Below are 20,059 nucleotides of genomic sequence, written 5' to 3' on the forward strand. Positions count from 1 at the left end.
AATAAAGATTTTCCATGACTTTAGACTGTTTTTAAACCAAAATTTAAATTTCCTTTTTATGAATCGAATTCACATTGTCTCCAACAGACTCCCTTTTAGTATTAACGTAGAAAATGACAACATCGAATTAATTCCGAGTGTTGGCGGGCTTGCAACAGGTATGAGGTCGGTTTACAAAGAATACAATGGAAAATGGATTGGCTGGCCGGGATTACCCAGCGATGATCTTGACGATCAATTAACTGCAGGAATTGAAGAAGAATTAATTAAAGAAGATTGTGTGTCTGTTCATTTGTCGAAACAGGAAATAGACTTGTACTATGATGGTTTTAGTAACCGGACTATTTGGCCGCTGTTTCATTATTTCGCGCAATATATTGATTACGATCATGAATTATGGGACGCTTTTGTAAGCGTGAATCAAAAATTTGCTGATAAAGCACTGGAAACTATAGAGGAAGGTGACACCATTTGGATTCACGACTATCAATTATTACTGGTTCCTGAAATGATAAAATCAAAAAAGCCTGGTGTTACCATTGGTTTTTTTCTCCACATCCCCTTTCCTTCTTTTGAAGTCTTTCGAATTTTGCCATGGCGAAAAGAATTGATACAAGGTATTCTGGGTGCTGATCTGATAGGCTTTCATACTTTCGATTATCAAAGACATTTTTGCAGTTCGGTGCGTCGTTTAATGGGTTACGAGATTTCATTCAACCAAATTCACATCGAAGACCGGATTATACTTGTTGACTCATTTCCAATGGGAATTGACTACGATAAATTTAGAGATGCTGCAACTCAAACATTTCAAAAACCACTTCAGGAAAAATCGAAGCTTCATCGTGAGCTGGAAAAATATTTTCTGGTTTCGCCTGAACGAAAGCTAATTCTCTCGATCGACCGCATGGATTACTCGAAGGGAATTCCAAACCGCTTACGGGCTTTCTCAAAATTCTTAGAAGATTATCCTGAATTTATAGGCAAAGTAACACTGATAATGCTTGCGGTACCATCCCGTGGAACCGTAGAACACTATATCAACCTTAAGAGAGAGGTGGATGAATTGGTTGGAACTGTAAATGGTAAATTCGGGAGTATTAATTACACGCCGGTTTGGTATTTTTACCGTTCGCTGCCCTTCGAAAACCTGATTGAATTATACAGTTCATGTGATGTTGCTCTGGTAACGCCTGTGCGCGATGGAATGAATCTGGTTGCGAAAGAATATGTAGCATCAAGAACAAATAGAACAGGTGTTATCATTTTAAGTGAAATGGCAGGTGTTGCCAAAGAAATGGGGGAAGCTCTGATAATTAATCCCAACAATATTAACGAAATTGCAAGTGCTATTAATCAGGCCTTAATCATGCCGCTTGATGAGCAGCGGGAACGAATGATCTTTCTTCAGGACAGGATAAAACGATATGATGTTTTCAAATGGTCCAGTGAGTTTGTAAAATCTTTAGCAAAAGTTGAAAAAATCCAAAACTCATTCTATGCGAAGAAAATTAATAGTAAAATCATGGAAAACCTTAGCTCGAAATACCATTCTTCAGAAAAAAGAGCCATATTCCTTGATTACGACGGAACGCTAACCGGCTTCAGATCGAACCCAAATGATGCAAAACCGGATGAAGAGCTTCATAAAATTCTTTTCAAACTGGAAGAAGATCCTCGTAATGTAATTACAATTATAAGTGGCCGGGACAGGGATAGTCTGGAAAAATGGTTCGACGGACACAAAATCAATTTGATTGTTGAACACGGTGTTTGGCTTAGAAAAAATCAAAAAGAGTGGAAAATGCTAAGCAATGCTTCGGATATCTGGAAACCAAATATTCGTCCTACTTTAGAAACTTTTGTTGACCAAACACCAGGGTCTTTTATCGAAGAAAAAAACTATTCGCTGGTTTGGCATTTCAGAAAGGCAGAACCGGAACAAGGAGAACTTAGAGCGAATGAGCTTCGGGACGAGTTAACCACAATGATCGCCAATCACAACCTAGAAATATTAGAAGGCAATAAAGTAATTGAAGTGAAAAGCGGTGGAATAAACAAGGGGATTGCAGCTATGCAATTTCTTAAAAACCAGAATTTTGATTTTGTGATGGCCATAGGAGACGACTGGACTGATGAATACATGTTCCGTGAACTTCCGGAATCGACTCATACCATAAAGGTTGGACTTAAAAACACAGCAGCAAAATACAAAGTTGAATCTGTCGCTTCGGTTCGAAAATTACTTTCGGAATTCATTAAATAGCAAGAAACTTTCAAAGAGGATGTCCAAAAAGTTCAATCTTATTGTCATTCTGAGCCTGTCGAAGAATCTTTATCTTTGAAAAACAGATGTTTCGACTCCGCTCAACATGACGTTTTCAAGTGAAATTTTACTTTCTGGACATCCTCTTTTTAGCTTTTCATGAATCTTAAAAGAGCATTATCACATAAAAAATCAACAAATACTGTTCCTGTTCTTTAAAATTCGTATAATTTTGCACCGAAATAAAATGAAATTCCCTAATTTCGCACGAACCAAGATTTTTAATAATGCTACACAAAAAGTTCGATTATTTAGTAATCGGAAGTGGATTGGCTGGTTTATATTCGGCCTACTATGCTTCCCGCTTTGGGAAAGTTGCCATTTTAACTAAGTCGAAGATTGATGTTAGCAATTCATACTATGCGCAGGGAGGCATTGCTGCTGTAACCGATCCTGAAGATTTCCCTCAATATCATTTAGAAGATACTTTAACCGCCGGCCGTGGTTTGTGTGACCTTATTCCTGTGGAAATTCTCGTTAACGAGGGGCCGGATCGTATTCAGGACATAATCGATTTGGGCATGCAATTCGATAAAGAGAACGGCAAACTGGCTTTGGGACTTGAAGGAGGGCATCACCGAAGGCGGATACTTCATGCCGGTGGTGATTCAACAGGAAAAGAAATGACTCTTTTTTTGATTAAACAAGTAGTGAACAATCCCAACATTGAGATATTTGAAAACCATATGGTTTTTGAATTACTTGTTGAAAATAAAATTTGCGCCGGAGCAAAAAGCTACAATATCACCGACAATACCAATCTCCTAATTGAAGCTAAGAATACGATTCTTGCTTCGGGCGGAGCTTCTGCGGTCTATCAAAGAACAACAAACCCGCACACTACGGTTGGTGATGGAATCAATCTGGCTTATAAGGCCGGTGCCGAAATAGCTGATATGGAATTCATTCAGTTTCATCCCAGTTCTTTTTATTCTAAGGAAGGATATACATTTCTGATTAGCGAAGCTGTTCGCGGTGAAGGTGCTCATCTTTTAAATTCAAAAGGAGAACGATTCATGCCGGCAATTCATCCGTTAGCCGAATTAGCCCCCCGCGATATTGTTGCCCGGTCCATTTTCAATCAGATGAAACAAAGCGGAAGCAATCATGTGATTCTTAACCTTAAACATCTTGATGGAGAGAAAATAAAAAATCGTTTCCCGTCTATTAATAAAAATTGCGAATCTTCAGGTGTTGATATGACTCAGGAAATTCCAATTGCTCCCGCAGCGCATTATATGGTTGGAGGAATTAAAACCGGAATACACGCTGAAACCAATATATCGAGACTGTATGCTTGTGGGGAATTAGCTTCATCAGGAGTTATGGGCGCCAACAGACTTGCTTCAAACTCATTGCTTGAGTGTTTGGTTTTTGGCAAGAGAGCTGTCGATCATGCCAGGGAAACTAATTTGCTTACCGATCCGTTTCCCTTAAATCAGACCGAACTGCATATTAATGCAGATCTGGAACAATCATTCCTAAATCATTGCAATGAAATTGCAAATGAGATGAATTTAAAGGCAGGAATAGTACGAAACCATACAGAATTAACGGAAGTTATTTCACTTTTAGAATCAATCGAAAATAGTTTTCCTTTTGAAGCTTATGAATATTACAGCGTTCGTTTGCAAAACCTTATAAAAGTATGTCATCTGCTAACCACTGCAGCATTGGCAAGACAAGAGAGTCGCGGAGGTCATTACAGAGAAGATTTCCCAAAAGAAAAATCAAGATTCCTTACCCACTCGATTCAACAAATTAATAAAGAAATTTATTTTGTTCCTGTAGATCATCGATCTCAAGATTAAATTATCAAATATGAAAGAATCAGGATTCAACGTTCAGGAAATTGAACTCATCATTAATCATGCTTTTCAGGAAGATATAGGAAGTGGTGACATTACCACAAATAATATAGTCCCCGAAAATACATCCGCGACTGCAAGTATGACAGCAAAAGCTGATGGTATAGTTGCAGGTTTGGATATTGCCGAAATGGTGTTTCGTAAATTGGATGCAAATTTAAAATGGAATCCAAAAATTAAAGATGGTGACCGGGTATCAAAAGGAGACGTTATTCTTGAAATAAAAGGAACATTCAGGGCCCTTTTAACCGGCGAAAGACTAGCCTTAAATTTACTGCAAAGAATGTCGGGTATTGCTACCGAAACAGCTAAATATGTTGCCGAAGCTAAAGGGACAAAGGTGAAAATACTGGATACAAGAAAAACAGTTCCCGGCTTACGGACATTCGACAAATATGCAGTTAAAATGGGCGGAGGAACCAATCATCGCATTGGTTTATATGATATGGTAATGATTAAAGACAATCACATTAAGATTGCCGGCAGCATTACCTCCGCTGTTGAACAGGTTCGTAAAGCAATTCCTTCGGATATTAAAGTGGAGGTAGAAACAACAAACTTAAATGAAGTTAAAGAAGCTGTTGCTGCAGGTGCAGATATCATCATGCTCGATAATATGAGTAATGAATTAATGAAAGAAGCTATTGACTTCATTAATGGCGAAGCTTTGGTTGAAGCATCTGGAAATATGAATTTAGAGAGGATTGCCGGAGTTTCCAAAACGGGAGTAGACTTTATTTCAATTGGTGCTCTCACCCATTCTGTAACCGCATTAGATATCAGCCAAAACATTATTCTTTAGTATTACAGGAAGAGATATTCAAAATTAAAACTCAAAACAATTTGATGGTATCTTAGCTTCGTTTACAAGTACTGCAGATGAAGGAAAGTACCGTCTGTAATTAAGAATTTGAGTGTGAATATTTTTTCCTGAAAAAATATTTCGATACAATTAAGTATCTGCAAAAAAGCAATTCATTTTTTCTTGCAAATTGTTTCCGTTGTATGAATTATCAATTCAGAATTCGTCTAAATAATTTATTTTCTGTCATTCCAAATCAATTTACACATCAATAAAGAATTCCGGCTTATTTTCTTTTCGCAAAGTACTTAAACTCCAACAATTAAAGGCATAAAGTCTCTGGGCCAATTTCGCCTAAACCGATCTGTTATCAAAAAAAATATTAGAAATTGGTTACGTATTAATCACAATCTTTATCCAATTCAAAACGTTTTTTTACAAAAAAAAAACAAAGTGTCTAATACATTCCGTTTGTCATCTATCAAAATAATAATACTATTATTTCAACCAAGTTTATTCTAATTAATATTACTATATTTCGACTCATTATTAGACAATTAAGAATAAATAATATCAACAAATAAAACCTTAACCAACAATTAAAAACAATCTAATTTAATAATAGCATCCAAACTTAAGATTCAAAACCACAATGCAATTTCCCCTACCACTTGCTTTGCTTTTTTTTATTTCTTTCTCCAATGTTCTATTTGCAAATAGAGTTTCAGATGGCGTAAAGAATCAGGATAGTATTAAGATAGAACAATATCTGACTAAATCAAGGAAGTACTATACGGTAAAAACTGATAGTGCAATTTATTTTTCAGATAAAGCGCTGCAACTATCTATAAAGAGTAATAACCAAAAATTGATCATCAATTCGCAGATTGAATGTTTTTACAATTATTCTGTGAACAGAGATCTGACAAATGCAAAAGAAGTCCTTGATGAAGCCAAATCAATCGCATATATAATAAATGATTCCTTAAGTATTGGCAGAGTACATTCCTGTTTAGGGTACTATTATGTATTAGCCAGCAAATACGACAGCGCAATCATCCAATACAATAAATCTTTGGAAATATGCGAGGCAATCAAGAGTAACAAAAATAAAATTAATAATCTTATCGGACTCGGGGAAATATACTATGAAAGAGGCGATTTAGAATTAGCGCTGAGTAAATATGTAGAAGCGCTTAAATTTGAAGAGGTAAAGTACGACAATGATACCAGACTAAGTCTTCTCATTAACATGGCCAATATTTATTCCGATGAGAATCAAAGGAAGAAGGCAATATCCTATTACAATCAAGCCATGGAAATCGCGATAGAGCTAAAGGATGATGACACTCTATCCGTTCTTTATAATAATTTAGCAATTATATACCAGAACGATTCAGATTACAATAAAGCATTACTGTTTTACGAGAAAAGTCTTGATATCGATAAAAAGGCAAATAATAAGGCAGACATTGCATTGTGTCTGAATAATATTGGTGAAAATTATTTTAAAATGGGGAATACAGATAAGGCAATTGTATTCCTGCGCGAATCATTATCTACCAATCGTCAATTACATCTTGAAACTGAAATTATTTATAATTTGGAGACCTTAATTCAAATACACCTTAGCTTGGGTAATTTTAATCAGGCATATAAGTATCTTGAAGAAGGAATTTCTTTAACTAAGAAATTAAAGACAAAAGGTAAAAGAAGTGATTTATTGAAGCTCCTTGCTGAATATTACAATAAAACAGGGAAATACCAAAAAGCCTATTCCTCCATGATAGCATACAACTCTCTTAAGGATAGCATACAACAAAAATCAAGAACAGAGAAAATAGTTGAACTTCAAACGCAGTTTGATTCTGAAAAAAAAGAGAAGGAGAATGAAATTTTAAGAGTGAAAAACCAATTTACTCAAGAAAAACTGGAACAAGAAAAAATGAGAGCGAAATACCTTTATATTTTCTCTTTCTTAGCGCTTGCTGTTATCCTTCTAATAATTATCCTTTTTCGCTCTAAAATTAAGATAAACAATCAAATTAAAATTATAAACGGCAAATTGGAAGATTCCAATTCCAAATTAAAAATCATGAATGCTACAAAAGATAAGTTCTTTTCAATAATTGCACATGATTTAAGATCACCTTTTAACGCCATATTAGGATTTTCGGAACTGATAAAATCGGAAGTAGAGAAAGGAAAAAATTTAGAGCTCATAGAAGAGTATAATGCCAACATTAATGAATCTGCGAACAGTTTATTTACACTACTTGAAAATCTTTTGCAATGGGCAAATGATCAACGTGGAATACTTGAATTTACACCAACTCAAATTAATTTATACGAATTAATTCAATCCAATCTTGCTCTTTTCAAATTAAAAGCTGCAGATAAATCAATAAAATTATTTTCAGATATACAACCCAACACGGTAGCATTTGGTGATATAAACATGGTAAACACCATAATTAGAAACCTAATTAGCAACGCATTAAAATTCACAGATGAAAATGGCGAAATATTCCTGTCTTCTGTATTAGATGGTGATTTTATTCATCTTTCGGTAAAAGATAATGGTATCGGAATTAGTAAAAACAATCAGGATAAACTTTTTCGATTGGATTGTAACTTTACAACTAATGGCACTAAGGAAGAAACCGGAAGTGGTCTGGGTCTTATTCTCTGTAAAGAATTTGTGAAGAAAAACGGTGGCGAAATTTGGGTTGAAAGTGAAGAAAATAAAGGGAGTAAATTCATTTTCTCCTTAAAATCGGCTTAGTTTTTTAGAATACTTTTAAATAAGCAATTTCTTTTCCGGAAATTGCTTTTTTTACGACTCTTAAATACGAAGCACATATCTTTGCAGTCCAAAAAATACGATTACATGGAATTATTAAGCATTCTTCTTCTTGCCCTTGGACTTTCTGTTGATTCATTTGCTGCTTCGGTTTGCAGTGGATTGGCTATTAAAAAAATCCATTTTTTTCAAGCTGTTAAAATTGCTGTTTTTCTTGCTGTTTTTCAGGGAGGAATGCCAATTATAGGATGGTATACCGGATGGGAGTTAAAGGATTTAATCAAAGATTTTGATCATTGGGCAGCCTTTATTCTGCTTGCAGGAATGGGAAGTAAAATGATTTATGAAAGTATAACTGCCAAAGAAAAAGATTGCTCTTTTAACCCGTTAAAATTGCTGGTACTTATAGGAATTTCTGTAGCAACAAGTATAGATGCTTTGGTGGTAGGTTTAAGCCTTGCTCTTATTGATGTTGTTATTTGGGTTCCAGCAATCGTAATTGGCATAGTAACATTTATTGTTTCGATGCTCGGAATGTTGCTGGGCAAGAAAATTGGCAGTAAAATGAGTCATCGATTTGAAACAATCGGCGGTATAGTTCTAATTCTTATTGGATTAAGAATATTAATTGAGCATTTATTTTTTCCAGCTTAAATTTCCCCTTTAGCTTTTAGCTGACTTAAAAGCAGACTAATAGTTTTTACACCTTTAGCCATTGCCGGAGCTGAAATTGTGGCTCCGGAAATCCCATCAATATCTTTTCCAAATTCCATCTCCTCTCCTCCTATTTTTCCAATAAACTGCTTCAACCACGATTTAGCCATAATTTCGCCGCCATAGGAAGATCTGTAAATAAGTACCACTACTTTTTGAATTTCGAGATTTTCATTGAACAGAACCATATAATCGAAAAAATCATTCTTCCCTTTTGATGACGCAAAACAAGCAAAACCCATTAATTTATCCGCCTTCTTAAGTGTACTCAAATGTAAATCCCTTACCCCTTCACAATTAAAAGCATCCAGATTTAGATTGTCAATATCATCCATTATCAAATTTTCAACGGGGAATATTTTTTGAACTTCTTTATCTATTTTTTTCTGTATGGATTTAGGGAATTCACTTGCATTTGCAGTAAATGTTCCATGAATCAAAACAAAAACAACTACCAGCTGAATAATATTTATCCATCTTTTCATCAACAAATCTCCTTTACTTGAAAAACCTCAAAGCACAATGGAAACCCAAAATGCCTTGAAGTAAAATATTTTAATTGCGTTAGTACTAGAACCAAACGCCTACACCAAAATTCACAAAATTATTTTTCATATCATTACCATCTTTAGACATTTGGTAATCAGCTTTTACCACTGCTCCCTTTGCCAAATGATAACTTACTCCATAGAATACCTCTTCCCGGTCGTAAGCTTTGTTTGCAACCATATTCCCAGCCGTTTTGTGATGTGTGTTATAATTTTCGTAGCGTACAAACGGAACCAAAGCCTGCTCTTTACCATCTAATAAATCATATCCTGCCTCTAAATAGTAACCTTGCATTTGCTTTCCAAGATCCTTACCTGTTTTATCATTGTACGCTTCAACATCACTGATAAAAGAATGAATGTACTGACCTTTTAACTGTAAAGCATTCACCTTGTAACGAACATCCATACCAAACATGCTTATTCCAACACGTGTTGAATCTGCAGCTTCCTCAGCAAAATCATCATTCTTATCCAATCCATTAAAGGCAGATGACTGAGTTTTTCCGAAATATCCGGCCAAACCAATATTTAAGCCTTTTACTCCATAGTAATCCAATTTAGTAGATAAAGAAGGTGATGTAAATGTAGATTCAGCCCCTTTCTGACGACCTTTTCTAAATCCATCAGAACCTCTAAGAACACCTGCACCATTGTATCCCATAAAACCATTCATTACATACAATTGATACTTTACAGGAAATGAAGGCATGCGCCCGCTAAGTCCAACTCCGACTTCGCGCCATGTAGTCGGAACAATGCTGTTATCCACACTCGGGCGCTCCACACCGTTAAAAGTAGTTGGTTCGTGATATTCATTTACAATACCCATTGGCACCAACATTAAACCTGCTCTCAAACTTGTGTTTGGACGAACATTATAGTTTAGAAATGCTTGCTCAACGTACAACTCCTTTACGTGTTCGTATTCAATTTCGGTAACAAACGAAGTCTTATCATTAAATTGATATCCAAAAAACAATACCATTCTGTGAACATCCATATTTCCATTGTAACGAGTGTTACCACTAATTTGCTGATTGTAATGAACCTCACCATATCCACCAATACTTAATTTCTCATCTCTAACTCTGTCCAAAATAGTTGTTCCAATACTTTTTGGTTCCTGAGCATCCTGTGCTTTTGTTGTATAAAATGCAGCAATCACAGCCACAAATAGTAATCCTTTTTTCATCAGTTTAAAACAATTAGGTTTTAGTTTTTCTGCTCGAATAACAAGCATTATTTCGACGACTAAATTAGACTAAGTCTTAATAAGCATAAATACCTACATGTTGGTATTTTTAGACTGTGAGCTCTTTTATTACTGATATACCTTATATATATATCCAAATATTTTAATACTTTTGAGTCTGTAAAAGCCCCGGATTCGCTATTTACTTATAGAATTTCGGATACTAAAGAGAAGCTCAACTATGGAATATATCAATCAGTTTTTTATCGATTTTATAGATATCTTAAACGAGATGTCACCCTACCTAATGCTAGGTTTTTTATTTGCAGGAATTTTGAAAGTGGCATTTCCTCAGAAATTTATCGACAAGTATTTAGGTCAGAAAAACGGAAAGTCCGTTTTATATGCCGCACTTCTGGGCATTCCACTTCCATTGTGCTCTTGCGGAGTTATACCTACCGGTATTTCATTTTATAAGAGCGGTGCTTCCAAAGGTTCATCTGTATCATTTCTAATCTCAACACCCCAAACTGGTGTAGACTCAATTTTAGTTACTTATTCCTTATTAGGCTTACCTTTTGCAATCATTCGTCCCTTTATAGCATTACTAACCGGACTGTTTGGCGGAATGCTCACCAATCATTTTGATAAAGATGAAAAAGCAATTCCCGTACAAAGCCCCGATTCTTGCTGCTCTACGGAAAAAGAATCGGACTGTGGATGTGATGGAGAATGCAATACAGAAACTAAAAAGAAAAAATCACCACTCTACACCATGTTCAAATATGCTTTTGTAGATTTTCTGCAGGACATTTCGAAGTGGTTAATTATTGGACTTCTTTTGGCCGCTGTAATTTCAGTACTAATTCCTGACGACTTTTTCTCTGCTTATATTGGGAATGATTTTATTGGTATGCTGGTAATTCTTGTGGCCTCCATTCCTCTTTATATTTGTGCAACTTCATCGGTGCCTGTAGCTGCTATATTAATGATGAAAGGCATTTCGCCCGGAGCCGCTTTGGTATTCCTAATGGCCGGTCCGGCAACCAATGCAGCAACCATTACAGTACTAAATAAAGTTCTCGGTAAAAAAACAATGTGGTCTTATTTAATCTCAATTATTTTAGGAGCATTAATTTTTGGACTATTAATTGATAATGTATTCCCACGAGAATGGTTCACTATGGGGGCATTGCATGATCATATGGGGGCACATGAAGGACATTGGATGCTTCCTGACTGGATGAGATGGGGAAGCAGTATTGCATTAGTTCTATTGATTATCAACGGCTATTTACAAAAATATATTTCCGGCAAAAACAAGCTTAAATCAACTGATCATGACATAGCTGTCAATAAAAAACTGGTAATAGTGAATGGGATGAGCTGTAATCATTGTAAAAACAGTGTGGAAAAACACATTGGAGCCATGAAAAACATTACTCTGGCAGAAGTAAATCTGGAACAAAAACTTTTGCAGTTAGAAGGAAATAATATCGATTTAGAAATTATAAAAAAAGAACTGGAAAGCCTTGGTTTCGAATTTGGCGGAGAGGTAAAAAATAAAAACTAAGTCCCTCTCCGGTTCCAAATATTCATTTGACAAAAATAATATTTACGCCAACGGCTAAAAAACCACTCCATTTCATCCTTATTATTGCCTAAATTCCATAATTTCTTAAAAATACAATCCTTGTTCTGCAACATAATTGGCGGATTTCGCCCATTTTACAATTTTTTTGAACTGAAATTCCCACACTGCTAAACACCACCCTTATAAACTGCTGATTTTCAGTTAAATTAGTCACATTAAAGTAGGTGTGATTTATGATCAACACATACACACATCTTTATATTTAATTACTTGAAAACTTCGAAATTTTGATTACATTTAAATGTTCTACAACACATCTATGCTGTATATTATTCTTTTTGGAAAAATATTTTTCTAACTATCAGATGGATTAGTTGATTAAAAACAAAGCCTTTACAGGCTTTTAAACGAAGACCAAAATATGATCAAGAAGATTTCAAAAGTCCTTGTTGCAAATCGAGGAGAAATTGCTCTGCGCGTTATGCGATCATGCAGAGAATTGGGAATTCTTTCTGTTGCTGTTTACTCCGATGTCGATCGAACATCTATGCATGTGCGATATGCCGATCAGGCCATTCATATCGGACCTGCAACATCAGCAGAAAGTTATTTAAATATGGATAAAATAATAAACGCAGCAAAACTGGTAAAGGCTGACGCCATTCACCCTGGTTATGGATTTTTAAGCGAAAATGCTGAATTCTCAAAACGCTGCGCGAAAGAAGGTATCATTTTTATAGGTCCAACTCCCGAAGTAATTGCAACAATGGGTGACAAAATCACCGCTCGACAAACCATGATTAAGAGTGGTGTTCCTGTAGTTCCGGGGACTAAAGAAAACCTAAAAGATGAATCGACAATACTTAAAACGGTTCGGGAAATTGGTTTACCGGTAATGATTAAAGCTTCTGCCGGAGGTGGTGGAAAAGGAATGCGAATGGTCGACAAAGAAGAAAATATTCTGGAAGGACTAAGAGCTGCAAAATCGGAAGCCATGGCATCATTTGGTGATGACGCTGTTTATATCGAAAAATACATTTCTTCTCCTCATCACATCGAGTTTCAGATCCTTGGTGACAAACATGGCAATGTAATTCATCTTTGCGAAAGAGAATGCTCCGTTCAAAGACGACATCAGAAGGTGGTGGAAGAAACGCCCTCTCCGCTGATGACTTCTGAGTTAAGAGCCCAAATGGGAGAACATGCCGTTGCCGCCGCCAAAGCAGTTAATTATCATGGGGCAGGCACCATTGAGTTTCTGGTAGATAATGATCACAACTACTATTTCCTTGAAATGAATACACGACTGCAAGTCGAGCATCCTATCACCGAAAGGGTAACCGGATATGATCTTGTGAAACAACAAATTTTAATTGCCGAAGGACACGAATTGAAAATGAAACAAGAAGATATTTTTCAGTTCGGACATGCAATCGAATGCAGAATTTACGCGGAAGATACCGATAATAACTTTATGCCGAGTCCGGGTGTGATTACCCACATTACTGAACCAATGGGCTTAGGAGTTAGAACCGATGGCTACGTTTATGAAGGATATGAAATTCCAATTCATTACGACCCAATGATTTCCAAACTAATTATTTGGGCCAAAACAAGAGAGGAAGCGATCGAACGAATGCGACGGGCACTTTTCGAATACAAAATTACGGGTGTAAAAACCTCAATCAAATATCTTGAAAAAATCATGGATTGTCCTGACTTTAGAAAAGGCACCTACGATACTCACTTTATTCAAAATAACGAAGATTTTCTTCTTGCTCCTGATGAAGCAAAGCAATCTTTTGAAGATCTGGCCATAGTTACCGCCTTTATCAATTATCACAACAAACTGAAAAGCACTCAAATTTGTCCAAAATCATCACTGCAAAGCAAGTGGAAAGAATTTGGACGCAGAAGGGGAATGTTTAGAGCAAGTGAAAACTAAAGGACAAACAAAAAAATAATAAAATGGCAATTGAAATAAAATTGGGCGAACGCATGGCAAAAGTTGAACTTTTAGCCGAAGAGGGAAATCAAATCAAAATAATGGTTGACTCCAAAGAGTACAATCTGGATATGCTGCAGGTTGAAAATGGCGTGTACTCTGTTCTATATAAAGGTCGCTCCTATAATGTGGAATTAATTGAAACTGATTCTTCAAAAAAGTATTCAGTCAACACATTTTACCATTCCTATGATGCGGAAATTATAGATGCTGAAACCAAATATCTGCAAGCAAGAAATTCGGGTAACCTCGAAGCTGCAGAGAGCACAATCACCTCGCCAATGCCTGGAAAAGTAGTAAAGATTCCTGTTGAATTGGGGAGTGAAGTAAAAAAGGGAGATACCGTAATTATTGTGTCAGCAATGAAAATGGAAAGCGAGTACAAAGCCATGAAAGATGGTATTGTAAAAGAAATCTTTGTTCACGAAGAGGATATCATTGATGGAAATCAACCTTTAGTATTTATTGACTAATTTAAATTACAAATTAACAATTATGAGTTGTTAATTATGAATTCCTCAACTTGAAATAACATTCATAATTAATCATTCAAAATTTATAATTATAAAGAAATGTTGACACTCGAAGACAAAATTAAAAAGTTTGAAGAATTAAATAAGGCCGCCGAAGCTGGTGGCGGACAAGATAGAATTGCAAAACATCATGCTGGTGGTAAAAAAACTGCCAGAGAGAGAATCATGGATCTTATGGATCCCGAAACTTTCGTGGAAGTAGACAAAATGGTTACGCACCGTTCTACCGATTTTGGTATGGAGAAAAACAAAATACTTGGCGATGGTGTTGTTTGCGGCTATGGCAAAATCGACAGTCGTTTGGTTTATGTTTTCGCCCAGGACTTTACTGTTTTTGGTGGTTCGTTGAGTAGTGCCAACGCCGATAAAATTGTTAAAATTACAAAATTAGCCATGAAAATGGGCGCTCCCATTATTGGTTTGAATGATTCAGGAGGAGCACGAATTCAGGAAGGCGTGCAGAGTTTAGCCGGATATGCTGATATCTTTTATCAGAACGTAAGAGGTTCCGGAGTAATTCCGCAAATTTCAGCAATTATGGGGCCATGTGCAGGCGGTGCCGTATACTCTCCTGCTCTTACCGATTTTATTATGATGGTGAAGGATACAAGTTATATGTTTGTAACCGGACCCGATGTAATAAAAACAGTTACACACGAAGAAGTAACTAAAGAAGAACTTGGGGGAGCAATCACTCACAATTCTAAAAGTGGTGTTGCTCATTTTACTGCCGATAACGACGAACAAGCCATGATAATGCTTCGTGAGCTGATTGGTTTTCTTCCGTCAAACAATATGGAAGATCCGCCAATAAAGCCTTGTACAGACAATATTCACCGCGAAGATGAAAAACTTCAGACTATGGTTCCTGTTGATCCCAACAAACCATACAACATCAAAGATATTATCGAGACGGTTGTAGATGATCACAACTTTTTTGAGGTAATGCCGCTATATGCACAAAACATATGCATTGGTTTTGCCAGATTGAGCGGAAAACCCGTGGGAATTGTAGCTAATAATCCTGCTTTTATGGCTGGCGTTTTAGATATCAACAGCTCTGTTAAGGCAGCCAGATTTGTGCGTTTCTGCGATGCCTTTAATATTCCTTTAATCACTTTCGTGGATGTGCCTGGTTTCCTTCCGGGAACTGCTCAGGAATTTGGTGGAATTATTAAGCATGGCGCTAAGCTATTATATGCTTTCGCAGAAGCCACTGTGCCAAAAATAACTTTAATCACCCGTAAGGCATATGGTGGTGCTTATGATGTTATGGCTTCGAAACACATTGGTGCAGATGTTAATTACTCCTATCCTACAGGTGAAATTGCCGTTATGGGTGCCGAAGGAGCTGTTAATATTATGCACAAAGGACTTACAGAATCGGAAAGAGCAGATGCTATTGAAGATTACCGTGATAAGTTTGCAAATCCTTACAAAGCAGCAGAACTGGGATACATCGATGAAATTATTCAGCCCAAACAAACCCGCCATAAATTGGTGCAGGCTTTGGATATGTGCGCAAACAAAAGCGAACAGAATCCACCGAAAAAACATGGTAACATTCCATTGTAAATTAAAATTATAAAACACTTTTAAAGAAAAGCACGGCTATTAGCTGTGCTTTCTCTTTTTCAGATTTACTCGTAAATTGAAGTATCCGCAAACTATAAAATTCTTAAAAACCACCTCTACAACATCGTTTGCCAACAGCGCAAACGATGTTGGTCAATAACGGAAACAATTTCGACAAGATAAATATTGATCTATATAAATTAGAAATAAAAAGCTAACATATAAATAACTCTAATAAATGAATGATTTCGTAAATTAGATAGATATTAACTATTTAACCCGAAAGCTATGGATATTAAAAATGAAGAACTTAGAGATGTTTGTCAGGAAGCATTGGAATGTTTGAATAAACCTGGAAACGATGCATACAACGAACTTAAATCAAAATTAGAGTATGTAATTGGCAGCTACAACTTCGACAAAAATCCTGTTGGTCTTTTCGAAATTGGCAATCTTGCATTAATTGCTCTGGAAGAAATTAGTGCTGAAAAACCACGCAAAGTAAAAAAAGCATTGCTCAAAAATTTAAAAGAAAGTTTGCTTCAAAAAGTTGAGGCTTAAAACTAAGACTAAGCAAAAGAGCTTGTTCAATAATGGACAAGTTCTTTTTAAAAGCTATTCCAACTCCAATCGGTATATCTTGGTGGTGTTGCCTGTAATCTTAAATCGATCATCCATGCGGTGCCCGACAACCCATACAATTTTATTGCCTGACAACAACAACCAGGTGTTCTCTTTCTCCTGAAGAGAGAATTTTTGATCGATAAAGAAATCGGAAATCTTCTTCTTGCCCTTCATACCGATAGGATAAAAATAATCTCCTTCTTTCCATTTCCTCAACTTAAGCGGGAACTGAAGTTTGTTCGCATCGAAACAGGCAATTTTAGTGCTGTTGGGGAATTGAAATCCGGGCGTTCTATCCAAAAACGAAACCTTTAGCTCTACTGGTAATTTAAGTTTAGCTTCCTCAGCCTCAATTAAATATTCATTATTGTTCCCTTCTGAAATCTCGGTAAGGATTAAATATTCCCGATCGCGTAACAATTGATGGCTTGCCGAATAAAACAACTTACCGGAAATTCCATGAATAGATTCTGCAATTTTGCGAACATCACGATGATGAAAGCCATATGGAGAAAGCAACTCGTACAAATGAGACACAGGAGCCAAAAGCTCTTTCAACTTTGGAATTGAAATTAACAACTGATTCTCACGTGTAAAAACCAAGTGCAAACGGTTCTGTTCAATTACCTTGTTGTAAATCTGCTCCACCTCACGAAAACGCTGCACATTCTCGGTCATGGTAGCGCGAATGGCCGGATTAATCTCCTCCAATACAGGCATTATCTGATGTCGTATTTTATTCCGCACATAATCGGTTTCCGCATTTGTTCTGTCCTCACGAAAATCAATAGAGTGCTTTTTTGCATACTCAAGCAACTGCTTTCGCGGAAATGGCAGCAGTGGACGCACAATCTTACCCAACTTCGGTTTAATTCCCGATAAACCATGAATCCCCGTCCCGCGAGCCAAATTTATCAGCACTGTTTCTGCAACATCATCAGCATGATGGCCAACAGCAATGTATTTGTATTCAGAAACTTCTCTTACCTGTTCAAACCAATTGTAACGCAGGTCGCGAGCAGCCATTTCGATAGAAATTTTATTCTCGGCAACATACTTTTTAGTGTCAAAATCTATCGAGTAAAACGCCAAACCTTTCTCTTTGGCCAAATTCTTCACAAACTCAAAGTCTCCATCTGATTCCTCGTCGCGCAAATGAAAATTACAATGAGCAACCCCGCACTCCACTTCCATTTTGCAAAGAAGATCAAGCAAAACAACGGAATCTACTCCTCCGCTTACCGCAACCAAGATTTTTTCGTCGCGATAAAATAAATTTTCCTCTTCTATAAAACGAACAATTTTACGTTGCATCAAATAGTATTTAATTGTAACCAATGAGTTTTTGCTCAAAGTTTAAAGATAAAAAATCCCTTACTCTTTTAACACTTTTACAATGGCTTTTGCCTTCAACATACATTCCTCATATTCCTTTTCAGGATTTGACTGCATGGTAATAGCCCCGCCCACCATAAACGACAGGTAATGATTCAGTGCGTTATACTGAATACTTCGAATTACAACATTAAAATCAAAATCGCCATCTGGAGTGATATAACCAACTGCTCCGGAAAACAGTCCTCTCTTGGTCGATTCATATTTCTCAATCAATTTCATGGCTCTAACCTTTGGCGCACCTGTCATCGATCCCATAGGGAAAGTCTGACGAATTGCTTCTACAAAATGAACATCTTCTTTCAGCTCCGAAACTATAGTCGAAATCATTTGATGAACCTGAGGAAATGTATAAATACCACACAATTCCTCAACAATTACAGAGTCCTTTGCTGCAGTTCTCGACAAATCGTTGCGAACTAAATCCACTATCATGATGTTCTCGGCTCTCTCCTTAGCATCAGAAAACAAATTCTCTTTAATCAACTTATCTTCTTCTTCATTCGCACCTCTTTTAGCCGTTCCCTTAATGGGTTGAGATATAATTTTCCGCCCCACTTTTTTAAGATATCGTTCCGGACTTGCCGATAACAAATACTTCTCTCCCATTCGGTAAAAACATGAATATGGCGTAGGCGAAACCTTCATTAATTTTCGAAACATTTGCCTTGGCCGGATATAAGTATCCTCCGCATAAAATTCCTGACAAAAATTGACTTCGTAAATATCGCCTATTCGGATGTGCTCCTTCAATTGCCTGATAGCTTTTAAATACTCTTCCCGGCTGATTCTGGATTTTATTTCCGCAACAGTAACCTCTTTCTCTTTTGGTACAGATATATTCTGAATATTCATGACCAAATTATAAATATCCTCTTCGGAAAATTCCTCTTCGAAATAATGAACCAATAAGGTATCCACATCTAAAAGAAACACCCAACGCGGACGAAAAAAATTCATTTGCGGCATGTCCAGACCATCCTGATTGTCTGAACTTAAATTCTCAATCTCATTTTTAAGATCATAACCCAAATAACCAAACCACCAATCTTTAGCAAAATCGATCTCAGCTTTTAGGTTATCGAAGCAATTCTGCTCCGGCTCAATAATTTGAAGGGCATCGATACCGGCAACCAACTCGTATGTATTGTATTCCATTTTCGAATTCTCCTTCAAATTCACTTCGTGACTGTCAAGAATACATACGCACTGAAACTTCTTGCTCCAAAAAAGCAATTGTTCTTTAAATTTTGTTGTGTCGGATATGTGGAAAGTAAGCCTTTTTCGCATATGGCAAATTTAAAGAAAAGATGCGTAGAATCTCTTCTCTTCTACAAAATAGAAGAAATACTGCAATACGATATGAAGTGAATATTAATTTAAGGAGATCTTCCTGAAACTTAATATGATCATTTTTTGTTTGGACGGCTTCTACATCTTGTGTAGAAGATATTTTTTTGCTTTTTGTCTGATTATCATCAGCAATATGGCATACGAAGAATTTTCATCGCGTCATTACCAACTTTAGACAATTTCTTATTTGTTTTTATCTCCATTTAGGTTCAACAGGAACTCTTTCTCCATCGGCAACGGTATGCTCTTCCAGAGAATTTTCTTTAGACTGAATTACCATATATATCATTGCTTTGTTAGAAGAATTACGTATACCACGTTTCCCTTGTGGTGCAACCCGTATTGTACTTCCTTCTTTTATACTAAAACAATCTTCGTCCACTTGAAAAAAACCGGAGCCTTTTAGGATTATATAAGTTTCTTCATTTTTGCTGTGAATGTGAAAATAAGATTGCTCAGATTGTGGTGGAAGCGAATTAAATGAAATTTCAGTGCCGGTTGCTTTAGTCGCATCTTTTAAAAAAAATTTGCCTTCTATTAAGTTTTTACTTGCAGGATGAATTAGAGAGTAATCCATTATATCTTTTAAATCACCCAAATTAACTGCACTGTAATTAGTACTTTCTGATAGCTTTTCAACTTCTTTCATTCCTGTTTTTTTTGATTTCCCTTCTTAATATAAGCGAGTATTTTGTCAAAATATCAATTAAAGACTAAAGTAATA

At 36.3% G+C, this 20,059-nt stretch carries 15 protein-coding genes; 10 read left to right on the top strand and 5 right to left on the bottom strand.

The window, feature by feature from the left end; all coding sequences use genetic code 11:
- Positions 1 to 58: 58 nt before the first annotated feature.
- The 5 genes from ACHZAX_RS14550 to ACHZAX_RS14570 all read left to right on the top strand — a co-directional run bounded on the left by ACHZAX_RS14550 (position 59) and on the right by ACHZAX_RS14570 (position 8,453).
- The gene (locus tag ACHZAX_RS14550) at positions 59 to 2,266 is read left to right on the top strand and encodes a bifunctional alpha,alpha-trehalose-phosphate synthase (UDP-forming)/trehalose-phosphatase (protein ID WP_101310566.1); all 2,208 of its coding nucleotides are present in this window, start codon (positions 59 to 61) and stop codon (positions 2,264 to 2,266) included.
- Positions 2,267 to 2,553: 287 nt separating this feature from the next.
- Positions 2,554 to 4,137 carry an L-aspartate oxidase gene (gene nadB / locus ACHZAX_RS14555; RefSeq protein WP_320019645.1) on the top strand — a complete coding sequence of 528 codons (1,584 nt, stop codon included), beginning with the start codon at positions 2,554 to 2,556 and terminating at the stop codon, positions 4,135 to 4,137.
- A 10-nt stretch (positions 4,138 to 4,147) separates the two neighbouring features.
- Complete coding sequence (gene nadC, locus ACHZAX_RS14560) at positions 4,148 to 4,996, top strand: carboxylating nicotinate-nucleotide diphosphorylase (RefSeq protein WP_320019646.1); 849 nt, start codon at positions 4,148 to 4,150, stop codon at positions 4,994 to 4,996.
- 652 nt (positions 4,997 to 5,648) lie between these two features.
- Complete coding sequence (locus ACHZAX_RS14565) at positions 5,649 to 7,781, top strand: tetratricopeptide repeat-containing sensor histidine kinase (protein ID WP_320019647.1); 2,133 nt, start codon at positions 5,649 to 5,651, stop codon at positions 7,779 to 7,781.
- Between the two features lie 105 nt (positions 7,782 to 7,886).
- Positions 7,887 to 8,453, top strand: a complete 567-nt coding sequence (locus ACHZAX_RS14570) for a manganese efflux pump MntP (RefSeq protein ID WP_320019648.1) — start codon at positions 7,887 to 7,889, stop codon at positions 8,451 to 8,453.
- On the opposite strand, the gene ACHZAX_RS14575 is transcribed toward ACHZAX_RS14570, so the two are convergent.
- Positions 8,450 to 8,998 (bottom strand): FMN-binding protein, encoded by a 549-nt coding sequence (locus ACHZAX_RS14575; protein ID WP_101310561.1) that lies wholly within the window; start codon positions 8,996 to 8,998, stop codon positions 8,450 to 8,452. The genes ACHZAX_RS14570 and ACHZAX_RS14575 overlap by 4 nt on opposite strands.
- 85 nt (positions 8,999 to 9,083) lie before the next feature.
- Complete coding sequence (locus ACHZAX_RS14580) at positions 9,084 to 10,256, bottom strand: hypothetical protein (protein WP_320019649.1); 1,173 nt, start codon at positions 10,254 to 10,256, stop codon at positions 9,084 to 9,086.
- A gap of 241 nt (positions 10,257 to 10,497) precedes the next feature.
- Between ACHZAX_RS14580 and ACHZAX_RS14585 the strand changes: the two genes are divergently transcribed.
- The 5 genes from ACHZAX_RS14585 to ACHZAX_RS14605 all read left to right on the top strand — a co-directional run bounded on the left by ACHZAX_RS14585 (position 10,498) and on the right by ACHZAX_RS14605 (position 16,524).
- A complete protein-coding gene (locus tag ACHZAX_RS14585) occupies positions 10,498 to 11,829 on the top strand; it encodes an SO_0444 family Cu/Zn efflux transporter (protein WP_101310560.1) in 1,332 nt (443 codons plus the stop codon).
- 442 nt (positions 11,830 to 12,271) lie between these two features.
- Positions 12,272 to 13,795 carry an acetyl-CoA carboxylase biotin carboxylase subunit gene (gene accC / locus ACHZAX_RS14590; RefSeq protein ID WP_320019650.1) on the top strand — a complete coding sequence of 508 codons (1,524 nt, stop codon included), beginning with the start codon at positions 12,272 to 12,274 and terminating at the stop codon, positions 13,793 to 13,795.
- 23 nt (positions 13,796 to 13,818) lie between these two features.
- Entirely contained in the window at positions 13,819 to 14,328 is a 510-nt protein-coding gene (locus tag ACHZAX_RS14595) for a biotin/lipoyl-containing protein (RefSeq protein WP_101310558.1), read from the top strand.
- Between the two features lie 99 nt (positions 14,329 to 14,427).
- A complete protein-coding gene (locus ACHZAX_RS14600; protein WP_320019651.1) occupies positions 14,428 to 15,963 on the top strand; it encodes an acyl-CoA carboxylase subunit beta in 1,536 nt (511 codons plus the stop codon).
- Between the two features lie 288 nt (positions 15,964 to 16,251).
- On the top strand, positions 16,252 to 16,524 hold the full coding sequence (locus ACHZAX_RS14605) for a hypothetical protein (RefSeq protein WP_101310556.1): 273 nt from the start codon (positions 16,252 to 16,254) through the stop codon (positions 16,522 to 16,524).
- Positions 16,525 to 16,578: 54 nt separating this feature from the next.
- Here ACHZAX_RS14605 and tilS read toward each other — a convergent pair whose 3' ends face one another.
- The 3 genes from tilS to ACHZAX_RS14620 all read right to left on the bottom strand — a co-directional run bounded on the left by tilS (position 16,579) and on the right by ACHZAX_RS14620 (position 19,984).
- A complete protein-coding gene (tilS, locus tag ACHZAX_RS14610) occupies positions 16,579 to 17,901 on the bottom strand; it encodes a tRNA lysidine(34) synthetase TilS (RefSeq protein WP_320019652.1) in 1,323 nt (440 codons plus the stop codon).
- Positions 17,902 to 17,961: 60 nt separating this feature from the next.
- Positions 17,962 to 19,272, bottom strand: coding sequence for an aminodeoxychorismate synthase component I (gene pabB, locus ACHZAX_RS14615; RefSeq protein ID WP_320019653.1), 1,311 nt, complete (start codon positions 19,270 to 19,272; stop codon positions 17,962 to 17,964).
- Between the two features lie 256 nt (positions 19,273 to 19,528).
- Positions 19,529 to 19,984, bottom strand: a complete 456-nt coding sequence (locus ACHZAX_RS14620; protein WP_320019654.1) for a cupin domain-containing protein — start codon at positions 19,982 to 19,984, stop codon at positions 19,529 to 19,531.
- Positions 19,985 to 20,059 lie beyond the last annotated feature (75 nt).

Source organism: Labilibaculum manganireducens, assembly GCF_963665805.2.
In the GTDB taxonomy this organism is placed as follows: Bacteria; Bacteroidota; Bacteroidia; order Bacteroidales; family Marinifilaceae; genus Labilibaculum; species Labilibaculum manganireducens.

Coding starts and splice junctions, on each gene's coding strand:
- tilS (WP_320019652.1), bottom strand. CDS start 17,901: ATGCAACGTAAAATTGTTCGTTTTATAGAAGAGGAAAATTTATTTTAT.
- ACHZAX_RS14585 (WP_101310560.1), top strand. CDS start 10,498: ATGGAATATATCAATCAGTTTTTTATCGATTTTATAGATATCTTAAAC.
- ACHZAX_RS14595 (WP_101310558.1), top strand. CDS start 13,819: ATGGCAATTGAAATAAAATTGGGCGAACGCATGGCAAAAGTTGAACTT.
- nadB (WP_320019645.1), top strand. CDS start 2,554: ATGCTACACAAAAAGTTCGATTATTTAGTAATCGGAAGTGGATTGGCT.
- ACHZAX_RS14570 (WP_320019648.1), top strand. CDS start 7,887: ATGGAATTATTAAGCATTCTTCTTCTTGCCCTTGGACTTTCTGTTGAT.
- ACHZAX_RS14550 (WP_101310566.1), top strand. CDS start 59: ATGAATCGAATTCACATTGTCTCCAACAGACTCCCTTTTAGTATTAAC.
- ACHZAX_RS14620 (WP_320019654.1), bottom strand. CDS start 19,984: ATGAAAGAAGTTGAAAAGCTATCAGAAAGTACTAATTACAGTGCAGTT.
- ACHZAX_RS14600 (WP_320019651.1), top strand. CDS start 14,428: ATGTTGACACTCGAAGACAAAATTAAAAAGTTTGAAGAATTAAATAAG.
- ACHZAX_RS14575 (WP_101310561.1), bottom strand. CDS start 8,998: ATGAAAAGATGGATAAATATTATTCAGCTGGTAGTTGTTTTTGTTTTG.
- ACHZAX_RS14605 (WP_101310556.1), top strand. CDS start 16,252: ATGGATATTAAAAATGAAGAACTTAGAGATGTTTGTCAGGAAGCATTG.
- ACHZAX_RS14580 (WP_320019649.1), bottom strand. CDS start 10,256: ATGAAAAAAGGATTACTATTTGTGGCTGTGATTGCTGCATTTTATACA.
- nadC (WP_320019646.1), top strand. CDS start 4,148: ATGAAAGAATCAGGATTCAACGTTCAGGAAATTGAACTCATCATTAAT.
- ACHZAX_RS14565 (WP_320019647.1), top strand. CDS start 5,649: ATGCAATTTCCCCTACCACTTGCTTTGCTTTTTTTTATTTCTTTCTCC.
- accC (WP_320019650.1), top strand. CDS start 12,272: ATGATCAAGAAGATTTCAAAAGTCCTTGTTGCAAATCGAGGAGAAATT.
- pabB (WP_320019653.1), bottom strand. CDS start 19,272: ATGCGAAAAAGGCTTACTTTCCACATATCCGACACAACAAAATTTAAA.